General features: G+C 36.7%; 20 protein-coding genes, 16 tRNA genes and 1 rRNA gene. 7 read left to right on the top strand and 30 right to left on the bottom strand.

The window, feature by feature from the left end:
- Positions 1–26: 26 nt before the first annotated feature.
- From CKJ95_RS22580 to CKJ95_RS22555, 6 genes are all read right to left on the bottom strand, one after another.
- A complete protein-coding gene (locus CKJ95_RS22580) occupies positions 27–941 on the bottom strand; it encodes an endonuclease NucS domain-containing protein (protein ID WP_099355706.1) in 915 nt (304 codons plus the stop codon).
- Between the two features lie 104 nt (positions 942–1,045).
- On the bottom strand, positions 1,046–1,771 hold the full coding sequence (locus CKJ95_RS22575) for a M48 family metallopeptidase (RefSeq protein ID WP_099355705.1): 726 nt from the start codon (positions 1,769–1,771) through the stop codon (positions 1,046–1,048).
- Between the two features lie 13 nt (positions 1,772–1,784).
- Positions 1,785–4,892, bottom strand: coding sequence for a type I restriction endonuclease subunit R (locus tag CKJ95_RS22570; RefSeq protein WP_099355704.1), 3,108 nt, complete (start codon positions 4,890–4,892; stop codon positions 1,785–1,787).
- Positions 4,893–4,937: 45 nt separating this feature from the next.
- Positions 4,938–6,092: a restriction endonuclease subunit S gene (locus tag CKJ95_RS22565; protein ID WP_099355703.1), complete on the bottom strand. Its 1,155-nt coding sequence runs from the start codon at positions 6,090–6,092 to the stop codon at positions 4,938–4,940.
- Between the two features lie 9 nt (positions 6,093–6,101).
- Positions 6,102–7,628 carry a type I restriction-modification system subunit M gene (locus CKJ95_RS22560; protein WP_099355702.1) on the bottom strand — a complete coding sequence of 509 codons (1,527 nt, stop codon included), beginning with the start codon at positions 7,626–7,628 and terminating at the stop codon, positions 6,102–6,104.
- A 4-nt stretch (positions 7,629–7,632) separates the two neighbouring features.
- Positions 7,633–8,208: a restriction endonuclease subunit S gene (locus CKJ95_RS22555; RefSeq protein ID WP_099355701.1), complete on the bottom strand. Its 576-nt coding sequence runs from the start codon at positions 8,206–8,208 to the stop codon at positions 7,633–7,635.
- A gap of 203 nt (positions 8,209–8,411) precedes the next feature.
- On the opposite strand from CKJ95_RS22555, the gene CKJ95_RS22550 reads away from it, so the two are divergent.
- Positions 8,412–8,915 (top strand): hypothetical protein, encoded by a 504-nt coding sequence (locus CKJ95_RS22550; RefSeq protein WP_099355700.1) that lies wholly within the window; start codon positions 8,412–8,414, stop codon positions 8,913–8,915.
- 100 nt (positions 8,916–9,015) lie between these two features.
- On the opposite strand, the gene CKJ95_RS22545 is transcribed toward CKJ95_RS22550, so the two are convergent.
- The 4 genes from CKJ95_RS22545 to CKJ95_RS22530 all read right to left on the bottom strand — a co-directional run bounded on the left by CKJ95_RS22545 (position 9,016) and on the right by CKJ95_RS22530 (position 12,292).
- Positions 9,016–10,017, bottom strand: a complete 1,002-nt coding sequence (locus CKJ95_RS22545; RefSeq protein WP_099355699.1) for a hypothetical protein — start codon at positions 10,015–10,017, stop codon at positions 9,016–9,018.
- 326 nt (positions 10,018–10,343) lie between these two features.
- Entirely contained in the window at positions 10,344–10,778 is a 435-nt protein-coding gene (locus CKJ95_RS22540; protein WP_142353971.1) for a hypothetical protein, read from the bottom strand.
- Positions 10,779–10,979: 201 nt separating this feature from the next.
- The gene (locus CKJ95_RS22535) at positions 10,980–11,723 is read right to left on the bottom strand and encodes an HNH endonuclease (protein ID WP_180271665.1); all 744 of its coding nucleotides are present in this window, start codon (positions 11,721–11,723) and stop codon (positions 10,980–10,982) included.
- A gap of 119 nt (positions 11,724–11,842) precedes the next feature.
- On the bottom strand, positions 11,843–12,292 hold the full coding sequence (locus CKJ95_RS22530; protein ID WP_099355696.1) for a hypothetical protein: 450 nt from the start codon (positions 12,290–12,292) through the stop codon (positions 11,843–11,845).
- 436 nt (positions 12,293–12,728) lie between these two features.
- Here CKJ95_RS22530 and CKJ95_RS23625 point away from each other — a divergent pair, with 436 nt between their 5' ends.
- The 3 genes from CKJ95_RS23625 (at position 12,729) to CKJ95_RS22520 (ending at position 14,490) form a co-directional block, all read left to right on the top strand.
- A complete protein-coding gene (locus tag CKJ95_RS23625; RefSeq protein WP_180271663.1) occupies positions 12,729–12,890 on the top strand; it encodes a hypothetical protein in 162 nt (53 codons plus the stop codon).
- On the top strand, positions 12,887–13,243 hold the full coding sequence (locus CKJ95_RS22525; RefSeq protein ID WP_099355695.1) for a DUF771 domain-containing protein: 357 nt from the start codon (positions 12,887–12,889) through the stop codon (positions 13,241–13,243). The genes CKJ95_RS23625 and CKJ95_RS22525 overlap by 4 nt, the downstream gene beginning before the upstream one ends.
- Before the next feature lie 122 nt (positions 13,244–13,365).
- Positions 13,366–14,490 (top strand): tyrosine-type recombinase/integrase, encoded by a 1,125-nt coding sequence (locus CKJ95_RS22520; RefSeq protein ID WP_099355694.1) that lies wholly within the window; start codon positions 13,366–13,368, stop codon positions 14,488–14,490.
- Between the two features lie 481 nt (positions 14,491–14,971).
- Here the strand turns inward: CKJ95_RS22520 and CKJ95_RS23985 are convergent, their stop codons facing one another.
- The 3 genes from CKJ95_RS23985 to CKJ95_RS22505 form a co-directional block, all read right to left on the bottom strand.
- A complete protein-coding gene (locus CKJ95_RS23985; protein ID WP_257215904.1) occupies positions 14,972–15,193 on the bottom strand; it encodes a hypothetical protein in 222 nt (73 codons plus the stop codon).
- A gap of 66 nt (positions 15,194–15,259) precedes the next feature.
- The gene (locus CKJ95_RS22510) at positions 15,260–16,495 is read right to left on the bottom strand and encodes a DnaB-like helicase C-terminal domain-containing protein (protein ID WP_099355693.1); all 1,236 of its coding nucleotides are present in this window, start codon (positions 16,493–16,495) and stop codon (positions 15,260–15,262) included.
- The gene (locus CKJ95_RS22505; protein ID WP_257215903.1) at positions 16,492–17,472 is read right to left on the bottom strand and encodes a DnaD domain-containing protein; all 981 of its coding nucleotides are present in this window, start codon (positions 17,470–17,472) and stop codon (positions 16,492–16,494) included. Before CKJ95_RS22505 ends, CKJ95_RS22510 begins: the two co-directional genes overlap by 4 nt.
- Positions 17,473–17,709: 237 nt before the next feature.
- On the opposite strand from CKJ95_RS22505, the gene CKJ95_RS22500 reads away from it, so the two are divergent.
- From CKJ95_RS22500 to CKJ95_RS22490, 3 genes are all read left to right on the top strand, one after another.
- A complete protein-coding gene (locus tag CKJ95_RS22500; protein ID WP_099355692.1) occupies positions 17,710–18,558 on the top strand; it encodes an MBL fold metallo-hydrolase in 849 nt (282 codons plus the stop codon).
- 233 nt (positions 18,559–18,791) lie between these two features.
- Positions 18,792–18,995 (top strand): hypothetical protein, encoded by a 204-nt coding sequence (locus CKJ95_RS22495; RefSeq protein WP_099355691.1) that lies wholly within the window; start codon positions 18,792–18,794, stop codon positions 18,993–18,995.
- A gap of 204 nt (positions 18,996–19,199) precedes the next feature.
- Complete coding sequence (locus CKJ95_RS22490) at positions 19,200–20,300, top strand: C40 family peptidase (protein WP_099355690.1); 1,101 nt, start codon at positions 19,200–19,202, stop codon at positions 20,298–20,300.
- Between the two features lie 357 nt (positions 20,301–20,657).
- Here CKJ95_RS22490 and CKJ95_RS22480 read toward each other — a convergent pair.
- The 17 genes from CKJ95_RS22480 to rrf all read right to left on the bottom strand — a co-directional run bounded on the left by CKJ95_RS22480 (position 20,658) and on the right by rrf (position 22,765).
- Positions 20,658–20,740 (bottom strand) — tRNA-Leu (locus CKJ95_RS22480).
- A 30-nt stretch (positions 20,741–20,770) separates the two neighbouring features.
- Positions 20,771–20,856, bottom strand: a tRNA-Leu gene (locus CKJ95_RS22475).
- Between the two features lie 37 nt (positions 20,857–20,893).
- Positions 20,894–20,967, bottom strand: a tRNA-Cys gene (locus CKJ95_RS22470).
- Between the two features lie 2 nt (positions 20,968–20,969).
- Positions 20,970–21,044 (bottom strand) — tRNA-Gly (locus CKJ95_RS22465).
- A 22-nt stretch (positions 21,045–21,066) separates the two neighbouring features.
- Positions 21,067–21,141, bottom strand: a tRNA-Gln gene (locus CKJ95_RS22460).
- A 136-nt stretch (positions 21,142–21,277) separates the two neighbouring features.
- Positions 21,278–21,353 (bottom strand) — tRNA-His (locus CKJ95_RS22455).
- An 11-nt stretch (positions 21,354–21,364) separates the two neighbouring features.
- A tRNA-Trp gene (locus tag CKJ95_RS22450) sits at positions 21,365–21,438 on the bottom strand.
- Between the two features lie 37 nt (positions 21,439–21,475).
- Positions 21,476–21,560 (bottom strand) — tRNA-Tyr (locus CKJ95_RS22445).
- A gap of 16 nt (positions 21,561–21,576) precedes the next feature.
- A tRNA-Thr gene (locus CKJ95_RS22440) sits at positions 21,577–21,652 on the bottom strand.
- A 7-nt stretch (positions 21,653–21,659) separates the two neighbouring features.
- Positions 21,660–21,735, bottom strand: a tRNA-Phe gene (locus CKJ95_RS22435).
- Between the two features lie 8 nt (positions 21,736–21,743).
- A tRNA-Asp gene (locus tag CKJ95_RS22430) sits at positions 21,744–21,819 on the bottom strand.
- Positions 21,820–22,046: 227 nt separating this feature from the next.
- Positions 22,047–22,123 (bottom strand) — tRNA-Met (locus CKJ95_RS22425).
- A 166-nt stretch (positions 22,124–22,289) separates the two neighbouring features.
- Positions 22,290–22,365: transfer RNA gene (locus tag CKJ95_RS22420), tRNA-Val, on the bottom strand.
- 4 nt (positions 22,366–22,369) lie between these two features.
- Positions 22,370–22,444 (bottom strand) — tRNA-Glu (locus CKJ95_RS22415).
- A gap of 25 nt (positions 22,445–22,469) precedes the next feature.
- Positions 22,470–22,561 (bottom strand) — tRNA-Ser (locus tag CKJ95_RS22410).
- 3 nt (positions 22,562–22,564) lie between these two features.
- A tRNA-Asn gene (locus CKJ95_RS22405) sits at positions 22,565–22,639 on the bottom strand.
- A gap of 10 nt (positions 22,640–22,649) precedes the next feature.
- A 5S ribosomal RNA gene (gene rrf / locus CKJ95_RS22400) occupies positions 22,650–22,765 on the bottom strand.
- Between the last annotated feature and the right edge of the window lie 113 nt (positions 22,766–22,878).

The following is a 22,878-nucleotide window of genomic DNA, read 5'->3' as shown; positions in this document are numbered from 1 at the left end:
AACTTACCCCCATATCTAAGAAATCTTTATTTTATATTAAAGTTCCATCCAAAAGTTTTCACGAATATATTATCCTTTTTTGCTTCCAACAACTCATTTTCAAAATACGGTAGTATCCCTGCACATACTATTATGCCTTTTATATTAAAATAACCTAATTCATTCTTACATAATTTCATATAATGCTTAATTTGCTGTTTAGCCTCTCTTCCAATCATTCCTTTTTTTATCTCTACTACTACTCTGCAATCATTCTTCTGGTCATATAACAAAAGGTCTAACCTTGAATCATCAGAAAAAACATGTTGTTGTTTTTCAAGAATATATCCATGTCCAAGGATTTCTGGATTTTTAGCTATGAATTTTTCTATATCTCTTTCAAGTATCTGGAAAACTTCTTCTGTTGACAAAGTTGTGTTTGATAATCTCCCAGATTTTTCATTTTCATTGATTAAATCTAATAGAAGGGTAACATCCTTATCATCTAAATCTTTCCATGTACGGAGTGCTGACGAAATAGCTGCTAGTGGAGTCTGATTAGGATTTAGATTTGCTTTCCTTGATAACTGTTTTAATATATTTGGAGTGATTTCTAATGGATTTTCCAATACTCTTGACCTTATTGAGTTTCCAAATACAATTGTCTCATTCGTATCAAGTTGATTTATCTGCTTTTTTAAATGATGATTATTAAACTTTTCTAATATAAATTGGTCATTAATGAGATTATTTACCAAGTGGACTTCTTCAACCCAATAATAAGCGGTTATATACCTCTTATCGTAGATTGTCTTGTGAAAAAAGAGTAAATCTCCTTTTTTTAAACCTAATAGTTTTTCACCATTTGTTTTTAAATCTCCATATGTAAATTCATTTAACATTGGATCTTCATGTCCATTATTTTTTTCTGCTTCAACATATCCTATAAGGTAATTTGGCATCTCATTACCTCCATTTCCCTAAAAAAATAGGCAGTTCTTTTACTACTATAAAGAACTGCCTTCTGGTGTTTATCATGTTAGTTTTATGACTGAGTAGTTCGCTTTTATAAATCCTTTACAACTTCTTCATCCAAAATCGCTTTTCTCTTCTCCCAGTCAGGCATTAATGAAAGAAGCATTTGATAGAAGTTTTCACTGTGATCGTTGTACTTAAAATGAATAAGTTCATGAAGAACAACGTAGTCGATACAATATTTTGGTGCCTTTATAAGTTCAGTATTTAGAAGTATCATGTTCTTCTCTGTTAATGCAGATCCCCAACGAGCCTTCATTAACCGAACATCAACGTCTGGCTTCTCCACTCCGTACTTTTGTACCAATGGATACACCTTTTCAAGCGACTCATTGAAAGTCATTTGGGCTTTTTCTCGATACCAATCATCCATTAATTTTGCTTTTCGGCTAACATTATCATTATTCTTCACGTACAAATAAATGAATCCTCGGAAGTATTTTACTATTTCTTCTTCCATTGACTGCTGTACTCTTAAGCGATATTGCTTTCCTAAATACTTAAACGTTTCTCCACTTACATATTCCCTTTGACTTTGCTTAAGGGGTTGCACGTCTTTAAAACGACCAACGTTTTTGAGAATCCACGAACCTTTTGATTTTACAAAATCAGAAATAAAGTCTAACGGAACTCTGTCATTTGCAGTAACCTCAATCGTCATATCTGGTTTGACATTGAGGTTTACATTTTTAACCTTTTTCCGCTTAATAATGAAATCTATGACATTATTGGCGTACTCAATTTGATGTTTTTCCATGCTGCTCCCTGCCTTAGTAACGTCTTAGAGCAACCGTTTTGATTTGCTCAATAATTTTATCAATAGTATCAAAGTCTATATCCAAATTGTACTTTACTTTAAAATCAAAAAGAAGGTCATCCAGCTCTTGGGCAATTCGATTGTGAATCTCTAAATTATCATGCCAATCGACTTTTTGATGCTCCTTTATGATTTCATCCATCTTGAATGCCAATTCCCCTAGCGTATTAATATCATAGCTTGTAGTAGTTTCTTTCGTTTCACTCATAATGTCCTTAGTAACACCGTAAAAGGCTTGAGCATTGCGATTCTCTTTAATGACAGTAGGATAATCTTCTGATGATTGACCACTCTGGTAATCCTTCATAATGTCTTTCATGCGGTTCAAATAATCAGCTTCAGAAATCCGTTTATCTCGATATTCTTGAATGGCTTCTTGTATCCGTTCAGAAAACTTTTTGTAGAAGGAAGGGTTTTCGTCCCACTTTGCATGAACACTTTTTGTTAAACGAGTCCGAATAGCATCAGCTTTCGCCCGTTTTGAGCCAAGACGATCTATTTCCTCTTCAAAAGCCTTTGTATTTAAAATATCAACCGGATTAGTAATACGAATGACTTCCTCTGCAGAAATGTAATTATCCATCAACTTCTGCATTTTTGCTTCATATTCTTTATGGTCTATCGTATCCGAGTACCGTAACTTCACACTTTTACGCAAGTCTTGGAAAAACTTAAAATCCTTTTTGTACTTTTGTAGCTCTTCTGGAGGTAAGGCATTATAGATCTTTTCTGACTCTAGTGCAATTCCAAGGTTTCTTCCAAAATTACTTAATACGTTATAAAAGCCTTCTCTACGTTCTTCATCCTCTAACAATACCTCATACTCTTCCCGATCATTCTTGTTCTTAACAGGATCAAAGATTTGCCATAAATCGGAGTAATATTGCCGTAAAGAACCAATTATACTAATGACATCGTAAATGGCACCTTTTAAATCTTCTGGATCAAAATTCTCCAGACCAGCACCAGAATACATTTGCATCGCTTGATCAAGTTTATCTAATAGACCACGATAATCAATGATTAAACCATAATCTTTTCCTTCATATAGTCGATTTACACGTGCAATAGCTTGGAGAAGTGTGTGTTCCTTCATCGGCTTATCTACATACAGCACCGTTGCTCTAGGGGCATCAAAGCCAGTTAACAACTTGTCAACGACAATCAATAAATCAAAATCATCACCATTGACAAAATCATCTTTAATGGCATCTTCATATTTCTCTGGAGTTACATAACGGTTCATCATCCGTTTCCAAAAACTCTGAATTTTATCTTTCGATTCCTCGTCAACTGCTTCGTGGCCTTCTCGTTGATCAGGTGCGGAGATTACGACAGCACAGTTCAAATCCTCAAACTCTTCAAAAGCCTCTAAATAGCGAATCGCTTCAATTTTACTGTTAGTAGCCAACATCGCTTTAAATTGGCTCCCCTGTGTTTTGTAGTTCTCCAAAAAGTGCTTGTTAATATCTTCTGCAATTAAATAAATTCGCTGTTCTGATGATGCCAATTTTTCATATTTGCTCCATCTTTGCTTTACTTCTTCTTTTTGCTTATCATTTAGATTTCGAGTAATCATTTCCAAACGTTTATCAACAGCCTTTTGATTAACCGATTGTTCCACCATTTTTCCTTCATACAGTAATGGAACAATCGCATTATCACGTACCCCATCAGCAATCGTATACTTATGAATGAGCTTCCCAAACTTTATCATTGTACTTTTTTCTTTCTTCAATAATGGGGTCCCTGTAAAGCCTAAATAACAAGCATTCGGAAAGACTTTCTTCATTTTAATATGAAGTTCGCCATATTGAGTTCGATGCGACTCATCAACCAGTACAAATACATCTTTAGATTCAATTGGTTTTTGCTTGATTGAAGCTGTATCGAATTTATGAACTAATGTTGTAACTATATCTGAATTATTATCGTTTATTAAATCGACTAAATGACCGCCTGATGTAGCTCGACTTGCTTTTAACCTTGTGTGTCGGAATGTTTTATGGATTTGTTTATCTAACTCAACCCGGTCTGTTACCACTACGACTTTTGGATTAAAGTCATGCAGCTCCGCCAAGATATATCTGGCCAACATCACCATTGTGAGTGATTTACCAGATCCTTGTGTATGCCAAATAACACCACTTTGACGATTACCATTTCCATCCCGTTCATCTATTGTTTTAATGATTTCTTTAATAGCAAAATATTGTTGATAACGTGCCACTTTTTTCACATCTTTATCAAAAAGTGTAAAGTATTTGGTAATTTCAATTAGTCTCTCTGGCTGAAACAAGGATATGATGTTTTTATCCTGTGTTGTTGGTAATCTGCCCTCTACCGTTTCATCTAAGCAAGATTTGAGCCAAACCTCCTTCTCTTCTTTCCAAGTAGACCAAAACTTTTTCGGTGTATTGCAAGTCGCATATTGTGTCTCATTTTTATTAGTAGCCATAACCAGTTGTACAAACTTGAACAACTGTGGAGCATAATCTTTGCCTTGATTACGAATCATCTGACTAATTCCTTGTTTCATAGAAATGGATGCCTTTTTACACTCTATCACTACAAAAGGAATTCCATTTACAAACAGAACAATATCTGGTCTTATCGTTCCACGCCCATCCATTCGCTCCACTTCAAATTCTTCTACCACATGATACACATTATTTTCAATATTTTTCCAGTCTATATACTGAATAGTAAACGATTTTTTAGAACCATCAGGTAAAAACTCTGTATAACTACGACCATTCATGATGGTTTCGTAAATAGCTTCATTTGTTTTTACCAATCCATTCGTAAGGGGCTCGTCTAAATCACGTATCGCTTGATGGATATTATTATCACTAAACTTACGAATTTCTCCCCTATATTCATAGGAATTCAGTTCTATTAGTTTTTCCTCTATAACCGTTTTTAACAACACATCGTGAAGACTCTCACGCATCCGTGTTGCTTCTTCCTGTGCTATATATTGATAATCTAATTTTTGTAACACTTCAATTGCAGGAACTTGGCTTATATACCGTTCATCATAACTCTGCTCCCTAGGCATCTTTACACCTCCATTATCAAAGAAGGGGAAAAGTGAGTGAAGGCATTAGCCCCGCACTCGGACTTTTCCGGTCAAAAGTAATTGCATGAGGCCTTTCTTTTGTTCTTTTAAATTATTTAGTTCGTACACAAGTAATGATACTTCTTTATCCGCATCATGTAAGATTTTAGTAATAGCTTTTTGCTCTTGTATATCCTGTGGAAAATAAACTTTAACTCGACCTATATCAAATAAATTTATCTTTTGTGGGATTGCACTTAATAAAGATTTACTTAGAATGTCCTTTTTAAATTCATCAGTAGACATATACTGAACTAGGTATTCTGACAGAATTTTTTCATTGGTTTTTAAAAGGGCCAAGCTCACATAGATACTCGATTCATAATCCCAATCAACTATCACAGCATCCCCAATACTACCAATTCTAGTCATTAAGATATCGCCCTTTTCTACTTTACATCTTGAACTAATTGAAAGATGTTCTTCATGTGATATATATTTATGATTCGAAAAGTCCCTATTTGTAACATTCTCAACACTATAAAAAGGGATGCCAGAATCAGTATAATTCGGTGTTGCATGAGTACCATCCATTATTTTAGTGCATAAATCTTTAAGTTTTTTTGTATCCCATTTTCCATCAAACCCTAACAACCTAACTTGACCTGTCAACAACTTCTTCATTAACCCTTTTTTCTGCTCTTTTTTCTGTTCAATCAGCTTTTCTTTTAGTTCAATGGCATTGTCCCAAGCCAAAAGTATTGATGATATTATTTTCTGTTCATTTATTGGTGGAACTGGAATCTCCATTTTTGTAATCATTTCTCTTCTAACTGAGTCAACTGAGGTCTTAGCATTATACTTCTTCACTTGTTTCATGAAATTCATTTTAAAATAATTAAAAAGGAAAAAGCCATCGACATCTTTAAATTCGCTTATCTTATAGACTCTTTGATGAAAATCAAACTTACCATTGTAATAATGAAATACTTTACCTACACCTACTCCGTCACCTGCTGTTAGAATAGCTTCGCCGTCATAAGAATAAGAATTTATTCTTTCTACCGTTTGAGACCTCACAAAAAAAGGATATTTTCCATTTTCTTCTTTGTTTACTGTATCTTTATTTCCAGTAGATATATCCGCTATTTCCTCTATATGTTTAACTTTCCAATCTTTTGGGACTGTTAATTTATACACCTTGTTCACCTACAATCCAAGCTCTTTCAAATGCTTTTCCATCTGCTCTTCCACTTCTCGAAGCTCTTGTTTGATGTTCTTAATATTTTCCTTAACTGCATCCATATCCACAGGTTCTTCTTCTTCAAATGTATCGACATAACGTGGTATGTTCAAGTTATAGTCGTTCTCTTTAATTTCATCTAAAGTAGCGACATATGAATATTTATCAATTGTTTCTCTCTTCTCATACGTTTCAATAATTTTTTCAATGTCCGGCTCTCTTAATTTGTTTTGGTTTTTTCCTTTTTCATAATTTACCTCACCTGATGCGTCAATGAATAGAACATCTTTACGTGTACGGTCTTTTCGGAATACCATGATACAAGCAGGAATACCAGTACCAAAGAATAATCCCACTGGCAATCCGATGACTGCATCTAAAAGGTTCATATCAATGATTTGCTGACGAATTTTCCCTTCACTAGAGCCACGGAATAAAACTCCATGAGGAAGAATTGTAGCCATCCTTCCATTTTCCGCTAACGAATATAGCATGTGTTGAACAAACGCATAATCCCCTTTTGAGCTTGGTGGAACTCCCCATTCAAATCTTCTGTATGGATCAAGCCCTGGTTCCATTTTAAACTTTTTATCATTTCCTTCACCAGCAAATCCCATCGCCCACTTATCTAATGAGAAAGGAGGATTTGCAACAATTACCTGGAACTTCATTAACTTACCATCATCTATATGCAAGGGGTTGGCCAATGTATCGCCCCATTCAATTTTTGCATCATCAATTCCGTGCAAGTACATATTCATCAATGCCAATGAGTGCGTGGCACCATTACGCTCTTGTCCATATATGGCAACCTTTTTACTTGGTACTTGTTTTGCAACTTTCAACAATAATGAACCAGATCCGGAAGTCGGGTCATATATACGATCATTTTCTTGTGGTTTAACTAATCGTGCCAAAAGTTCAGATACTTCTGCCGGAGTGTAGAATTCTCCACCTTTTTTCCCTGCATCAGAAGCAAATAATCCAATCATATATTGATAAGCATTACCAACAATATCTTCATTACCTAATTGGGACGGTCTTAATGATAGTTGATTAAAATCCTCCAATAAAGAACGTAGCATTGCATTACGTTCTTTCGCCCTACCAAGAATTGCCTCACTATTGAAGTCTATGTTACGGAATACACCACGAAGTTTTCCTGTATTCTCATTTTCAATTCGTTCTAATGCTTTGTTTATGATCTCACCGATTTCTGGGTCATTTCTCTTGCTATACAGATAGTCAAATGTTGATGCGTCATCCAATACAAAGCGTTCTCTTGATAGTGCACGTTGAATTCGTTGTTCATCTCCATTGTATCGCTTTGAATATTCTTCTACTTTCTCTTTATAAGAATCACTTAAATACTTAATGAACAACATAGTAAGGATGTAATCCTTGTATGTAGACGAATCAATTTTTCCTCTAAAGGTGTCGGCTGCTTTCCATAACACACTATTGATTTTTTCTTGCGATGTTTGTTCGATCATTCTTTTATCCTCCTAATATTTCCTGAGTAACTCCTTGAAAGAGAAACTCCTTTTCTTCAATCAATTTCTTGTAAAGCATTTTTTCCCTTTGGTGAAGCTGGAAAAGCTCAATCAAAATTTGTTGTTTTGAAATGGATGATAACATAATAGGAATATTTCTTATTGCATGTTGATTAGTGCTTGGAATCCTACTACCTGCTTGAGAACGCTCCAATTCCTTCTTTACATCCAATGAATTAAGATACCATGCTGCATATTGTGGTAAAATCTTTGCTTCATTCACTTTTATGATAGCGAAGTATGACGGAACCAATAAACCAGTATGGTCTTTATCTATAAACACTGCTGTATACGGTTGGCTTAACCGTATTAGTACATCGCCTTCTTCAGTAAAGTAATGGTCATCCAAGACATCATTACTGATAAATTCATCAAATAATTCGTTAACAATCGCCCCATCTTCACTTATATTTTTGAGCGACAAAAGTTTGTATCTAGCCTTTGCATCGTATTCAAATTCTGCCTTTTTCCTACTTAATACCAGTCCCGTCTTTATTTGGGCAATCTCACCAAGTTGCATGTTACACCTCCTTTTCAAATGTTAAATCAAATATTTGACTGTTATTTGTTAAATACAGTATATAACCAAATCACAATTAAAGTCAATCTTTTCTGGTAATGAACCTAACTATATAGAAATTAAAAACAAATGAAAGACAGTTATACCTAAAAGAATTTGAGTCTATAATACATTAACTTCAATATAAGAAAGGGGTTGTGTATATGGAAAAAGACACAATCATTACAATGCCACCAGCAAAAAGAGTTCAGGAAGTCAATAAGATGTTAAAAAAGCATACTCTATCGGAAATATATGAACTTCTCGAAATTTCAAGTGGATCATTCAGCAAACTCATGAGAGAGGGCGATTACCTGTACCATCAAGCAGACAAGCAATACTATCCATTTGTTCGTTCCGAGGAGGAAAGAGTTACAAGTTCCCCTACCGAACAGAATGATGAGATAACATTCATCAAGAACCATATTGGCACTCTTAAAAAGGTGATTCAACAATTTGAAGAATCGGGGAATTTACTGCTTGATAAACGAATTTACAGCAAGAATGCAGATTTCGCAAATAAAAGTATCAGGATGAATACTTCTATTTACGAGGACTTCAGTAAATTTTGTGAAGAATATTATCCTCACCTAAAAACTCAAGACGTCATCGCACAAGCACTAATTGATGCAATGAATAAGTACAAACCAGAAAACGAACGAGAGTAATAAATACTCTCGTCTTTTTGTGATATTTTTCATAAAAAAGGTGGCTATTGCGTTGGGTACAACACATTTTAGACACCTTCAATGTTAGTTCCATTTATTGTTAGATTTTGAATGGATTTTTCAAATATTTGGGGAAATCAGTGCGGTTTTTTGGAATGAGGATAGGGCTTACTCCTATAATATCAAGATCTTGAAGGTATTTTCGATAGGTAGGTGGGGACATATGTTTCTTCGGAGTATCTATACTGCCTTTGGAGATTTGAACGAGGAATGCACGAAGATCATTCTTTTTCTTTTTTGAAAAATGACTACTTTCAATAATTTTTTCTGCCTCGGTGATCTTATAATAATCACCTCGATGAACAATTGGTATAACATGCTTTTCCATGTACTCTTTCCATAAATGATACGAAAAGTAGCTCCTTAATTTCTTTGGTCTATCTTTTCCTTTATCTTTTCGTTTCATGCTATTGAGGTGGCTATTTTTCAATCTCAGTTCGTATCTGACTCGCCCCTTATCATACGGTTGGATTTCTTCTCCTTTAGCAATCCTTTCTTCCTCTTTATCATAAATCACCAACTCCACACTCTTTGATTTGTGATATTGGGATGTTTCATATTTGAAAGGATTATCATTTTCATCCTTGCCCCATTTGATTTTTTCTTTGTACCCATACCTAGCTGTATATTTTTCCAATAGATAAAATAACAGCTCTCTGTCTTTTGAAACCTGGACATAAAAATCCAATTTGTAGTCTATTCTTTTGAGTGTATGAGAGTCAAAGTACAAGGAATGCCCAAAGTGGTGGATAAGGAATTTACGAATATCTGATTCTACCAAATCGTAATCTTCCTCCAAAATCTCACCTTTGTCCAATAATTTAACAATATCTACTTTCACATGTAGATTCCATTCTCCACTTACTTGACAACTAATCCATGTAACTGCATAGGAATCGAAATTCTTTTTTACTTCTTTGTTAAGCTGTTTAACAGCAGCTCCAAAGTGTTCGTACTTGTTGAGGTTAATACTGTACATGGAAAAGAGATGTTGAATATCATAATATGCTACAAGCAACATCATTTCAAATGTGTGAATCAATTAAATCATCTCCTTTTTTTCTAGGTCTTGGGAGTGAATAAACCCTTTATTACCAAGGGTTCTCTTAGCATTATTTTTCCCGACCCGAACTAATTTATATGACTTCCCAACACATTGAAATTTGCCAATGTGACTGTTAAGTAAGACATGCTATGTAGTTGTAATAAAAATATTCACATTTGTACCTAAGTAAGCTGATCTATTCTTACAAGATGTTCATAACAATAGGGTTACAGTGATTACTTCAACTCCATTTTTCTTGGACTAAAAAAGAAAGAACCGTGTAGCAATAATTCTTTACGGTTCCTTCCTTTTAGATATTTATTTTATTTGAATAAAGTTGAAAACTCATTATTGAAAAATCCAAAAGTGAAAAAACGTTTTTTTGATTCCCCTCCACTCCAACTCATTTCAAGCTGTATATTACCTTTTCCTTCATCTTGATATGCCTCTACAAATTGATGATAAGCCTCATCTTCCCTAGCGATACCCGTAAGGCAAATATTATTGAACAAATCAAAAACCACCTTCATTAATACATTCTCATCTTGTTTTGATATTGTAATAGAATAGTCCTGCTTACGAGAATAATCCTTAATTAGCAAGTATTCTTGAATATTTTCCTCTTTATCTGAAACATTAGAAAATCCAAGTCTATTATTACTAAAGTTATCGAAATTATCTTTACCTTCAAATTCCCAATGAATAATTGGGTTTCCACTATCGTTAACTCCTAAGTAACACTTCTCCATGCGTTGCATTCCCCTTTCAGTAATTGTATGTAACCTATAATAACCTCATTTTCTCCTTTAAAGGTCTGTAAAGTAACCAATTTGCACATCCCATAGCTATCATAAGGTTAATCAAAATGTTCTTCATATCCTAATACACCGTTATTGCTACCCAATACTTTTTCACCTTTTAATCTCTATACTGTTTGTTTCCTAACATGATAGAAAATATTAAACTAAACTCTCAAGATTTTGTTTTACTTTATACCTCATTATCGTTTCTTTTATCTGGGTCACTTTTCCCTCCAATTTTTCCAAATCGACTAAGATATCGAACTCACCTTCATTACTTTCACACTTCTCTAAGCACATGTTGAAGTAGGAATTGAATTTATCGAGCTTATCGGACAACTTCATGAAATCAAACCTTACATATTCTTTTTGAGATGAATCAGGAATAATAGAATAAAGATCAAAATAGTAAAGAAAGTCATCTACGCTCATGTTGCTCTTTGACTCGTTACATTTAGAACAAGCAGGTACACAGTTTGAAAAACTGGATAATCCGCCACGGCTCTTTGGAATAATATGATCAATAGTTTCAGCAACTTCACCACAATAAAAGCATATTTCTCCAAACCTTTTGAATATCAGTTTTCTGAACGTATCACGGTCAAAAAACTTCCTAATGAGTCTTTCATGCACAATATACGCAACTCGTTCATCCACCATTTGTATCGCTTTTTCATATGGGACAGAATATGTGTACCCATGCCCGTTAGCTAACCTTCCCCTTACCTCTATCTCCACTCCTTGATCAAGTTTCGGAGGTTCTATTTTTTTTGCTTTCATCATTTCATTTTTAATCGCCTTGCAACTCTTGCAATAAGAACGCCACTTATATTTTTGTTTCTTTGAAAACTCTGTTATAGACAATTTATCACCGCAAATACTACAATCCTTTAGTCTTTCCATAGCCATTTCCTCCGTGAATCTTTCAATTTCCTCTTTTCCCTCAATACCTCACTCGTCTGAAAAATACTCCTTTCTTGATTCCTAGGTTTCCTTCTTTATTCTAATCATCAATTTCTAAATCACGCTCTGTAAAATTCATTACCGAAGAATTCTTTAATGATCTCATTTATATCATCTGTTTCTCTTTTTTCTTTCAAATACTCGAACTCTTCCTTCGGAATCAAATAACGTTCTGGATCTTCACTATCCTTTTTACCAGAAATTTTTCTTTGCTTAATCCAGCAATTTACCTGCTTCAGTGTAACCCCGTAATAATCAGCAACTAGCTGTGCATCAATAAAAACCATGTCTTTATCAACTTCTCGATTTTTTTCATCAATCTGTTTTAATATTATTTCTGCTCTCTCATCCTGTTCTTTTGAAGTTATGAAATTCTTTGCAGGTATTATCCATTGACCATCATCAGTTTGATAGGCATCTTTAAGGCGTCCTTTTTCACACAAATTCTGAATTATTTTGATGCTCAATCCTAATTTTAAAGCTACTTCCTTATCAGAATAAAACTGCACATCTAACCTTCCTTTCTAATGAAATTGAAACTACCATTTCCTATAGTCACTGGGGAACACAAAAAAACTCGTCCCCTTGTTAGAGAACGAGTTTTTTTGCAATATGGATTTATAGTTTGTTTGTATAGATTCATAAATTTTCTTCATATAATATCCATCTTCCTTAGATTATTGTAGATGGTAATCTAATAAAAAGTATATCCTAACACAGTAGTACAAGCAACAAGACCTTATGCCCCACTAGAAAATTTTATACCCTCGAACCTAAGAATTTTGATTTATGCAATCATCATAATTATGATAGATATATAAACTAATTGACTAATTGAAAGGAAGTGAAATCAAAGTAGCATACAACTCCCCAAAATAGACCCACTCACTTTTAACCTCAGATGTACACCAATCATTCTTTCAAACTACAACAGGAGGAAACATAATGAAAATTGAAAGAAACTACAACATTCAATCTACATTTACCCCCATTTCCAAATTACAATTCACTTTGCATGACAAAATTGATTTAGCAATTTATGAAATCTATGCAACCGATGAAAAACCCTCCAGCTCCTTTATCGAGAAGGGAGATGAAGTAGCATGACAACATTACAGCAAGATACAACATTACAACAACAACTCTCCATTAACCTCACAATCCCTATTCCTTCCGACTCAGTAATCATTTCCAAAGTAGAATTGCAGGAACTAAAACAACAACAGCTAAAAGGTGTCTATTGGACAATGAAAGACCTGGAAGTGCGAATTAATCGCAAACATGAATGGATTAAAGACAATATCCTCTATCCCCCAAAATTCAAAAAGATCCTCGATGTTGAACAAGGCGGTTTCGTATTTTACCCCCAATCAAAAGGACAAACTTGGTCATTCCATGCCTTAAAAATGGCAGAGTTTTTGGACAAGAACTTCCAACAAATCTTCTCACAAAAAAGATAAAACCAGCCCAATCATTAGGCTATACAAAATTCAAAACAGACTTTATGATAAGGGTAAGCCATGATGACCACCAGGCTACCCTTATCTAATTACAACTACAACTAGATAAGGAGACAGAAATTATGGGATATATAAGAGAGCGTAAAGGAAAAAAAGGAACAAGTTTTGAATTCTCTGTCAGCAATGTAGTAAATGGAAAATCCAAGCCTATTAGAAAAGGTGGTTTCCGCACAGCAAGAGAAGCAAATGCTGCAATGGTTGAAATGGAAGCACAATTAGCCAGAGGTTTGAATCCAGTTACAAAAAAAGTTCCTTTCGAAGAATATTTTGAGGAATGGATTGAGATTTACAAAGTACCTAATGTGAGTCCAACTACATTGAAACATTATGAATACTCTTTAAATGCGGTAAAAGAGTATTTTTCACGGACTCCTATTCAAAATATCAGAAGACAAGAGTATCAAAGATTCCTTAATTGGTTTGGTTCTAACAAAGCGAAACAAACAGTCGACAAAGTTCACGGACATATAAAAGCATGTGTAAAAGATGCTATGGAAGAGCAATACATTCAATTTGATTTTACACGAAAAACTAAACCTACTTTTGGAGTTCAAGCAAAGAAATCTGAAGAAAAGCACTTGAATTATGATGAAAGTGTAATGCTGTTGAAAAGCATTTGGGCTAAGATTGACGAGGGATTAGGGTATTCTTTGTTGCTCCTAATTGCAACTTCAGGTATGCGTTTTGCAGAAGCGATTGGTTTAACAAGGAAAGACTTTGACTTCAAAAATAACAAAATCAATATAAATAAAACCTGGGGCTATAAAAAAAGCTCTCCGGAAGGAAAAGGTAAAACAAAAAACCAACAGTCAAAACGTACCATTAAGATGGACAAGATCACGATGTTTCATTTTAAAGAATTGTTCAACAACACACCTACAAACATTCATGATTTGGTGTTCTACAGTCCAGAATCAAAATACAAAGTTATAAGCAACACTAACGCAAATAACTTGCTAAAAAAACTGCTATTGGAACTAAACATCGAACCAATAACTCTTCACGGATTACGACACACTCATGCAAGTGTACTACTTTATAAAAAGGCATCTATTCACTATGTTTCTGAGCGATTAGGACATTGTGATATTGAAACAACACTAAAAGAGTACACCCATGTTCTAAAAGAAATACGTTTGCAAGATGAACAAGTTACAGTTCAAACATTTGAGAGTATGGCTATGTAAAAATTTGCGTAAAAAAATGCGTAAAGTGATAATAAAACATATCGTATTCAACCGCATACTCAAGTAAAAGAAAAAAGCTCATAAACCTTTTCATATCAAGGTTTACGAGCTTCTCAATTACTATCAATCGTAACTAAAATTAATCAAAAGATACCGGTGGTCGGGGTCAAACCATCCTACAGATTATTATCGCAGCGTGGTCTGACCACTTTATTTAAGTTGCGATAGGGATTTGTTCCTGTTCCTCTGGAGTGTTTTCTACAAGGATTCTAAGTTTCATATTTCACTTTTCAAACCACCCCGCCACCGCAGGAAACTCCAAATGCTCTTTCCTCATCTCCCAAAACGTAGTCATTTTATGTTCCCTCATAATCTGTGTACTCAGTGAATATTGGTGACAATTTAGCGGTGTATGATTAAATGTTTTGACGAAGAATTGCATTGCCTCTTGTTCGGTTTCGGCAAAGATAAACACGAATTCTCATTGATTCATTTTTAGTGAATAGACCCCGATTTTATGAAAACCTAATACATTATTTTCAATCATTTCCTTCACTTTCTCATGGTCTGCTAGATTAAGATCTAATGTGGCGGCGTCACCCTCTACTGAAACCTTGCCCTCTTCTAGCAAATGATGAATATAATGGGCTAGACTGACTTCTTCATAGCATATTGCATCTATGTATAAATCCCTTACCTTCATTTTGTTTCCCCCTATTCATTCAAACATGGAACAAAGGACCCGACCGAGACCCATTCGTCCCCATGCTTATGCCTCAATCATTCCTGTGAACTCATTGTATGTAACATGAATCGTCCCTACTGGACCATTTCGATTCTTAGAAACGATGATTTCTAGAAATGGATTTTCGGTGTTTTTGTCATAGTACTTTTCGCGATAAAGGAACAGAATCACATCTGCGTCCTGTTCGATGCTGCCCGATTCTCGAATATCCGACATCATTGGTCGTTTTTCGGCTCTTGTTTCCACTGAACGATTGAGCTGCGCTAAACAAATCACAGGGCAATCAAAGTCCTTTGCCATTGTTTTTAGATTCCTAGATATTTCGGTGATTTGCAGATGGGCGTTGCCTCCATAAAGTTCGCTTGAGCGGATGAGGGTTAAATAATCAATAAAAATGACAGGCTTCAGGTCTGGATATTGATGCAGCATTTTTCGTGTCTTTGCTCTCATTTCTGAGACGGTTTGACCTGCTCCATCAAAGATTTGAATAGTGGTTTCATTCAAGTGTCCAATGACATCTGCCCAGCGATCCTTTTGGCTTTGATTTAACATCTTTCCGGGGTTCCTCATTTTCAGACGGTTATAGCCACCCGTTGACGCGATTAATCGAGAGGTGATCAGTTTTTCAGGCATTTCCAACGAAAAGACAATTGGAAGGTAGCCTGCCCATCCCGCTGCCTTTGCAAAATGGAGCATCACGTCGGTTTTCCCCATGGATGGACGAGCTGCTAGAATCGTCACCTCCCCATCCTGGAAGCCTCCTGTTATTTCGTCGAGTTTTCTGATCCCTGTTGTGGCCATTTTCATGACTTCTTGCTCCTGCCAAGGTGCTTCATACATACTGACCAATGCTTGATTCAAGGATGTATGATCGTTCATCTTGACCTGGTTGATTTTATCCAATTCGGCAATGACCTTCGTAATCTCCCAATTTCCCATATTCGCAAGCGCCAAAATGCTCTTCTTCTCTCGCTCCTTCCAAAGGTCGAGAATAAGTACTTCAAATTCATCAAACTTTTCAACATCCGCGTGTGCGAGCAGGCTTGAAAGATAGGACATCCCACCAAAATTTTCAAGGTCCGGCATCGTCGTTAATGAAATCAAATCGATATTCTTACCATCATTATGAAAGTCAATCATTCTCCGCATCAATTCTTGATGAGTGGTACCCTCTAGCTGTTCAGGACGGATCACCGTATCTTTGATTAAATAATTAGCCTTAATCAAACACCCTAAAAAGGCCGTTTCCACAAAATTCATGAGTTTTCACCTGCCGTTGGATCAAATTGATAGGTACTCGGAATAGCACGACCTGATTTCGTAGATTTAACCGATTGAGCCTGCTTTTTGCTCTCGTCATACAACTCAATTTCATCAAGCGTGAGCAACGATTCATTCTCCCAGTTTTTCAGAATGCCAACGACATAGTTTGGCCTCCGCTTATTGTTGGCACAGGCAATCTCCATCGCTTTTAGGATCACATCTTTCGGATTCATAAAGCTAGAATCCTCTAACCACGCCAACAACTGCTCTTTCCCATTCATGTTCGTCAACCCAAACTCATTTTGATCCCAACACTCTACAATTTTTCGAACAGCCTCTGTCTTTGATTCATTAGCTATATCAGGATAAAGAACTTGTTGTTGTTGTTTTTTATTTTCTTTTTCTTTTTCTTTTTGTTTTTCTTTTTGTCCACGTATCGTATCACGAGTCGTCAACGTATCGTCGGGACAGCGGGACAGGTCCATTGTCCCAGCCTTAGCTATAATCGGATCGTAGTGATAGAAAGAAGGTTCTATGTCCCCTTCCGATTGATTTTCATAATAAGAATGATAGAGTGATAAGATATCGGGTCGATCGATATTTTCCGCTACATATTCAATTAGTGAGAGATCCTCCACTTCTTGTAGCTCTGAAAGAATACAATCCATAATCGGCTTTCCGCCTTTATTCAAATTGTATTTTCCCCAGTTTTTAATCGCGATTTCTCTCGTTTTGGGATTGTACTGTACCATTTTGTGGTGATTGATAAAACGGTCCATCAAGGCATGAATCGTTTCAATCGAATAGCCCATATCAAAAGCCATTTCCTTTTTCGTAATGCGATAGATTCCGATTTGAGTTGTATGGGGATTCGTTAGGAGATATAAAAAGAAGTATTTGTCCTCCGGCGTCATTTCCTCTGAAACCACCGGATTCTTCCAAAAATCAGTCCGCACCATTCTATACTTTGCCATCTTGATCACAATCCTTCCTTTGGGACAGGTCCACTTTTTTAAGTAAGGGGTAACATCCACCGGAACCTTAAGGTCATTTGATATACCCCTCATCCTTGTTATAGAAGGGGGTTCAAGAAAAAGGGGCATCTATAGATGTGAAAAATTTGTGACGGTTGATAAAATGAACCACAATTTTTTTCTCTTCTATAAATGGGATATAATGAACGATACAAACATTTTTAAAGGAGTTCATATATGCAGACATTACAAAAGCTTTCTAATCGTCTTTTTTACCTCCCTCCAGTTCAAAAAACAGATCGCCCAATATTGGTAGCCATTGTAGGAGACGCTCAAACATTGTTAATTGATGCTGGGAATTCGTCTGAGCATGCTAAACTATTTAAACAGCAATTAGCTACCCATCACATAAGCGGAGGTATTCTCGCTCTTTCCCATTGGCATTGGGATCATGTATTTGGCCTTTCTGAAATGGACATGCCTTCAATCGCAAATAGCATGACCTATGAAAAAATAAAAGAATTACAGACATTTTCATGGGAAGACAAGGAATTGGATGAACGAGTTGAATCAGGAGTAGAAATACCATTTTGTGCAGACACGATTAAGCTAGAGCTTGGAAATGACCGGAATGTTTCCATACCAGATCCTACCCTCATTTTTGAAAAGCAAGTAAAACTGAATCTAGGTGGGGTTACCTGTTTCATTGAACATGTGGGTGGAGATCATTCGCCTGATTCGAATCTCCTCTATATCCCTGAGGAAAAAATGCTGTTTCTCGGTGACTCCCTCTATGCGAATATGTACGCAGAAAAATGGCACTATACCGTTGATAAGATGGGGAAACTTCTGGAGAAGATCGAAGGTTATGATGCGGAAATCTATTTCCTATCTCATCATCCTGCACCATTGAATAAGGATGAATTTTCTTCCTTCGTTACATTATTGAAGACAAGTTCCGAATTAACGAAGAAATATCAAGGCGATGTAGACAAAATGACAACAGAGATGTCCTCCCGTTTCCAACGTGAGTTAACAGAGGACGATTTAGAAATACTCACGTACTTTGTGAATGGATATGTGTAATATGACGATGACCCCAAGGATTATTTACCTTGGGGTTTTATTTATTTGTATCGAAATTGACCCTTTCTTTCCACTACTCCCTCCTTCTTCATAAAAGAATTTAGTTTGTTACAACATTTCAAACATAATTATGAAGAAATTGTGAATCTATTCACAATTTTAGTTCCAAGTTACTAATTGGAGTTATACTGTAGTTGATTGAACAATAAATCTTCTAAGGAAGGTGCTAGGTAATGAAAGGTACAGCATTATTAATCAATAAAGACCACTCTCTGACAGTATTAGAAAACGTTGAGCATGATGTATACGAAGATCTAGTAAGTCTCGAAGATTGTAAGAATATAAAATGTACCATTAATGACAAAGAAATTCAGTTTGACCCCATTGATCAAGTTGTTTGGTATGAAGAAAACATTGACTGGGAATACGGGTATTAATTTATAGACAAATTCATCTTTCACAAAGCTTGCCGTAAGTATATTACTGCAAGCTTTACTTTTTTTCGGCAAAAAAAGATCAATTTCATGGTGTCCCCCTAACACATTGGATAACTATTCCTCTATTTCCACATTAATCTACAAACCTAGACAAAACTATAGTATAATTTATTAGATTAATAGATTCGCGAGGAGGTACAAAAGTTGGGTAATAAGAAGCTATATATGTCCGTGACGACGACTGCCATCATTGCATCTGCATTTTTTGCTGCAGAAGAGGCCGAGGCAGCAAGCACGTACAAAGTTCAGAGTGGTGATTCACTGTGGAAGATTGCTCAAAAACATGATCTGACTGTTTCACAATTGAAGTCTTTAAACAATTTAACAAGTGATCTTATTTTCCCGAGTCAAGTTCTTAAGACAGAAGTAAATTCTACAAGCAGTTCACCAACCAGCAATACGCAACCTACAACTGAAAAAGAAACCCAAAAGCCTAGCACATCAAAGGCAACTACATACACAGTAAAATCTGGTGATACACTCAGTGGTATTGCTATATTACATAAGATTTCTCTAAGTGATTTAATGAAGTGGAATAACTTGAATTCTACTCTTATCTACCCAGGAAATGTGTTTGTTGTAAGTAAACCTACTACAACCGAGAATCCAAGTAAACCTACAACTGAGGAACCTACTACTTCTACTCCTGAGAAAATAGAGAAACCTCAAGAGGAACAGGTGAAAACCGCAACTGTCTATACCGTTAAGTCAGGCGATACCTTGTCAAGAATTGCAATCGACTATAAAGTGACAGTTGCAAACCTAAAGAAATGGAACAACTTGAAATCCGATATGATCTACATTGGTCAAAAGCTAAATATTGGGGATGGCGCTAAAGTAGAAACACCTACAGTTGAAACTCCACCAACCAATAGTAGCTATAATGTCAATCAGTTGATTAAAGTAGCTAAAGACCAATTAGGAACACCATACGTCTGGGGTGGGTCTAGCACAAACGGATTTGACTGCAGTGGGTTCATTTACTATGCATATAAGGCAGCAGGTTTAGATACGAATCGCTATTCCAGCGAAGGCTACCATATGCGCTCTTATTATGTTAATACACCTCAAATTGGAGACTTAGTATTCTTCCAGGGAACCTATAAGTCTGGTATTTCACACGTTGGGATTTATGTTGGGAACAACGAATTTATTCATGCTTCAAATGACGGTGTTGTCATTTCGAATGTAAATGACTCTTACTGGAAAAAACATTTTGAAGGATTTAAGAGGTTTTATAAATAAGTTTTTAAAAGCATGAGGAAGTCCGTTCTTGGGAATGGACTTCCTTTTTGTGTCCGAAGATATAATCATTGCCGTTCTCCCTTTTTCAATCGTGATTGGGTTCATGGTCATCAGTTTACTTAAATCCTTACATCATGAAAAAAAGTTCATGAGAAGTACAGAACCGAGAAAATGCAAAAAATTGAAAACAGCTGAGAAACCGTTAGTATAGGTGCTACACAAAAAGTCGGATGACATGTCCGACTAAATGTATGAAAAGAGGCTGCCCCATAAGGGACAACCTTGTTTTCTACTTCGCTGCAATTTAGGAAAACACAAAGAAAAAACACTTCCTAGTTAATGGGAAGTGTTTTTTGATACCTGAGGCCGGACTCGAACCGGCACGCCATCGCTGGCAGTGGATTTTGAGTCCACCGTGTCTGCCATTCCACCACTCAGGCGTATATAGAAAGAAAAAAGACATCAGAAGATGCCGAGGACCGGAATCGAACCGGTACGGTAGTCACCTACCGCAGGATTTTAAGTCCTGTGCGTCTGCCAGTTCCGCCACCCCGGCAAGTCATAAAAAAGCACTTACATTCAGTTTAAAATAATGGAGGCGGCAACCGGATTCGAACCGGTGGTAAAGGTTTTGCAGACCTCTGCCTTACCACTTGGCTATGCCGCCATTGGAGCGGAAGACGGGATTCGAACCCGCGACCCCCACCTTGGCAAGGTGGTGTTCTACCACTGAACTACTTCCGCAAATTATTATTCAAGTAAAAAATGGCTGGGCTAGCAGGATTCGAACCTACGAATGACGGAGTCAAAGTCCGTTGCCTTACCGCTTGGCTATAGCCCATTGATTAAGCTTCATGTAAGACTTCTTCGAATAAGCTACATGAGCTACTCCGCAAGAGGATATTCTGAAAAATTTCATCAGGAAATTTTGCGGAATATCGTCGACAATACCACAAAATAATATTGCAAACAAAAAATGGGGCGACTGATGGGAATCGAACCCACGAATGTCGGAACCACAATCCGATGCGTTAACCACTTCGCCACAATCGCCATAATTAGATTGGCAGGGGTAGTAGGAATCGAACCCACACCAAAGGTTTTGGAGACCTTCGTTCTACCTTTAAACTATACCCCTATTATATTTAAATTTAAATAAAAGGTTACTAATTAAATGGTGGAGGGGGACGGATTCGAACCGCCGAACCCGGAGGGAGCGGATTTACAGTCCGCCGCGTTTAGCCACTTCGCTACCCCTCCACTATTAAATTAAAAATGGTGCCGGCGATAGGAGTCGAACCCACGACCTACTGATTACAAGTCAGTTGCTCTACCAACTGAGCTACACCGGCATAAATATGGTGGCTCAGGACGGAATCGAACCGCCGACACAAGGATTTTCAGTCCTTTGCTCTACCGACTGAGCTACTGAGCCACTACATATGGCGGTCCCGACCGGGATCGAACCGGCGATCTCCTGCGTGACAGGCAGGCATGTTAACCGCTACACCACGGGACCATGTAAAATTATTAAATATTCAATGCGCATTTTCTTTCGCTTGTTAACTGTCCCTTCCTCTACTAGTTTATTCGAGGATGATAATCCGTCGGGACAACTCGTAGTTGATTCGATGATGTTTTGCTCGTCGCTACACCACGGGACCATTTTACTTGAATATTTCGTCTTTTGTTACAGAACAAATATTATATTACTATATAATTTCGTTCTAGTCAATAACTTTTTTTTGGTTGCGGGGGCAGGATTTGAACCTACGACCTTCGGGTTATGAGCCCGACGAGCTACCAGACTGCTCCACCCCGCGATAATAGAAAATATCTTGTTTAAGTTATGCAATTAGTTAACTGTTGACTGTCCCTTCCTCTACAAGCTAATTCAGGAAGCTTTATCCGTCGGGACAACTCGCAGTAACTTCGATGATGCAACGCTCGTTGCTCCACCCCGCGATAATAGAAAAACAACTTTTCAAATGGTGGAGGATGACGGGATCGAACCGCCGACCCCCTGCTTGTAAGGCAGGTGCTCTCCCAGCTGAGCTAATCCTCCATAATGGTGACCCGTACGGGATTCGAACCCGTGTTACCGCCGTGAAAGGGCGGTGTCTTAACCGCTTGACCAACGGGCCAACTTACTTGTAAATATATAAATAGTGGCGGAGAGCAAGGGATTCGAACCCTTGAGACAGTGTTGACCGCCTACACGATTTCCAATCGTGCTCCTTCGACCACTCGGACAGCTCTCCAAATGGCTCCGCAGGTAGGACTCGAACCTACGACCGATCGGTTAACAGCCGATAGCTCTACCACTGAGCTACTGCGGAATGATACAAAACCTAGCGACGTCCTACTCTCACAGGGGCAATGCCCCAACTACCATCGGCGCTGAGAAGCTTAACTTCCGTGTTCGGTATGGGAACGGGTGTGACCTTCTCGCCATCGTCACTAGATAAATTAAAGACAAGTATTATTATACTATCTTTAGAAAATATTTCAAGAAGAAATTTTCATTCCTTCAAAACTAGATAACGTATTTACATTCATCTTCGAAGTATTTTGGTTA

The organism is Fredinandcohnia onubensis (assembly GCF_002734285.1).
GTDB classification, from domain to species: Bacteria; Bacillota; Bacilli; order Bacillales; family Bacillaceae_L; genus Ferdinandcohnia; species Ferdinandcohnia onubensis_A.
The sequence above is the reverse complement of the archived record's forward strand: the minus strand, read 5'-3'. Positions and strand labels throughout refer to the sequence as shown.

Bases quoted from the DNA above. Each gene is read 5' to 3' on its own strand.
- CKJ95_RS22580 (WP_099355706.1), bottom strand. From the start codon at position 941: ATGCCAAATTACCTTATAGGATATGTTGAAGCAGAAAAAAATAATGGA.
- CKJ95_RS22575 (WP_099355705.1), bottom strand. From the start codon at position 1,771: ATGGAAAAACATCAAATTGAGTACGCCAATAATGTCATAGATTTCATT.
- CKJ95_RS22570 (WP_099355704.1), bottom strand. From the start codon at position 4,892: ATGCCTAGGGAGCAGAGTTATGATGAACGGTATATAAGCCAAGTTCCT.
- CKJ95_RS22560 (WP_099355702.1), bottom strand. From the start codon at position 7,628: ATGATCGAACAAACATCGCAAGAAAAAATCAATAGTGTGTTATGGAAA.
- CKJ95_RS22555 (WP_099355701.1), bottom strand. From the start codon at position 8,208: ATGCAACTTGGTGAGATTGCCCAAATAAAGACGGGACTGGTATTAAGT.
- CKJ95_RS22550 (WP_099355700.1), top strand. From the start codon at position 8,412: ATGGAAAAAGACACAATCATTACAATGCCACCAGCAAAAAGAGTTCAG.
- CKJ95_RS22540 (WP_142353971.1), bottom strand. From the start codon at position 10,778: ATGCAACGCATGGAGAAGTGTTACTTAGGAGTTAACGATAGTGGAAAC.
- CKJ95_RS22535 (WP_180271665.1), bottom strand. From the start codon at position 11,723: ATGGAAAGACTAAAGGATTGTAGTATTTGCGGTGATAAATTGTCTATA.
- CKJ95_RS23625 (WP_180271663.1), top strand. From the start codon at position 12,729: ATGAAAATTGAAAGAAACTACAACATTCAATCTACATTTACCCCCATT.
- CKJ95_RS22525 (WP_099355695.1), top strand. From the start codon at position 12,887: ATGACAACATTACAGCAAGATACAACATTACAACAACAACTCTCCATT.
- CKJ95_RS22520 (WP_099355694.1), top strand. From the start codon at position 13,366: ATGGGATATATAAGAGAGCGTAAAGGAAAAAAAGGAACAAGTTTTGAA.
- CKJ95_RS23985 (WP_257215904.1), bottom strand. From the start codon at position 15,193: ATGAAGGTAAGGGATTTATACATAGATGCAATATGCTATGAAGAAGTC.
- CKJ95_RS22510 (WP_099355693.1), bottom strand. From the start codon at position 16,495: ATGAATTTTGTGGAAACGGCCTTTTTAGGGTGTTTGATTAAGGCTAAT.
- CKJ95_RS22505 (WP_257215903.1), bottom strand. From the start codon at position 17,472: ATGGCAAAGTATAGAATGGTGCGGACTGATTTTTGGAAGAATCCGGTG.
- CKJ95_RS22500 (WP_099355692.1), top strand. From the start codon at position 17,710: ATGCAGACATTACAAAAGCTTTCTAATCGTCTTTTTTACCTCCCTCCA.
- CKJ95_RS22495 (WP_099355691.1), top strand. From the start codon at position 18,792: ATGAAAGGTACAGCATTATTAATCAATAAAGACCACTCTCTGACAGTA.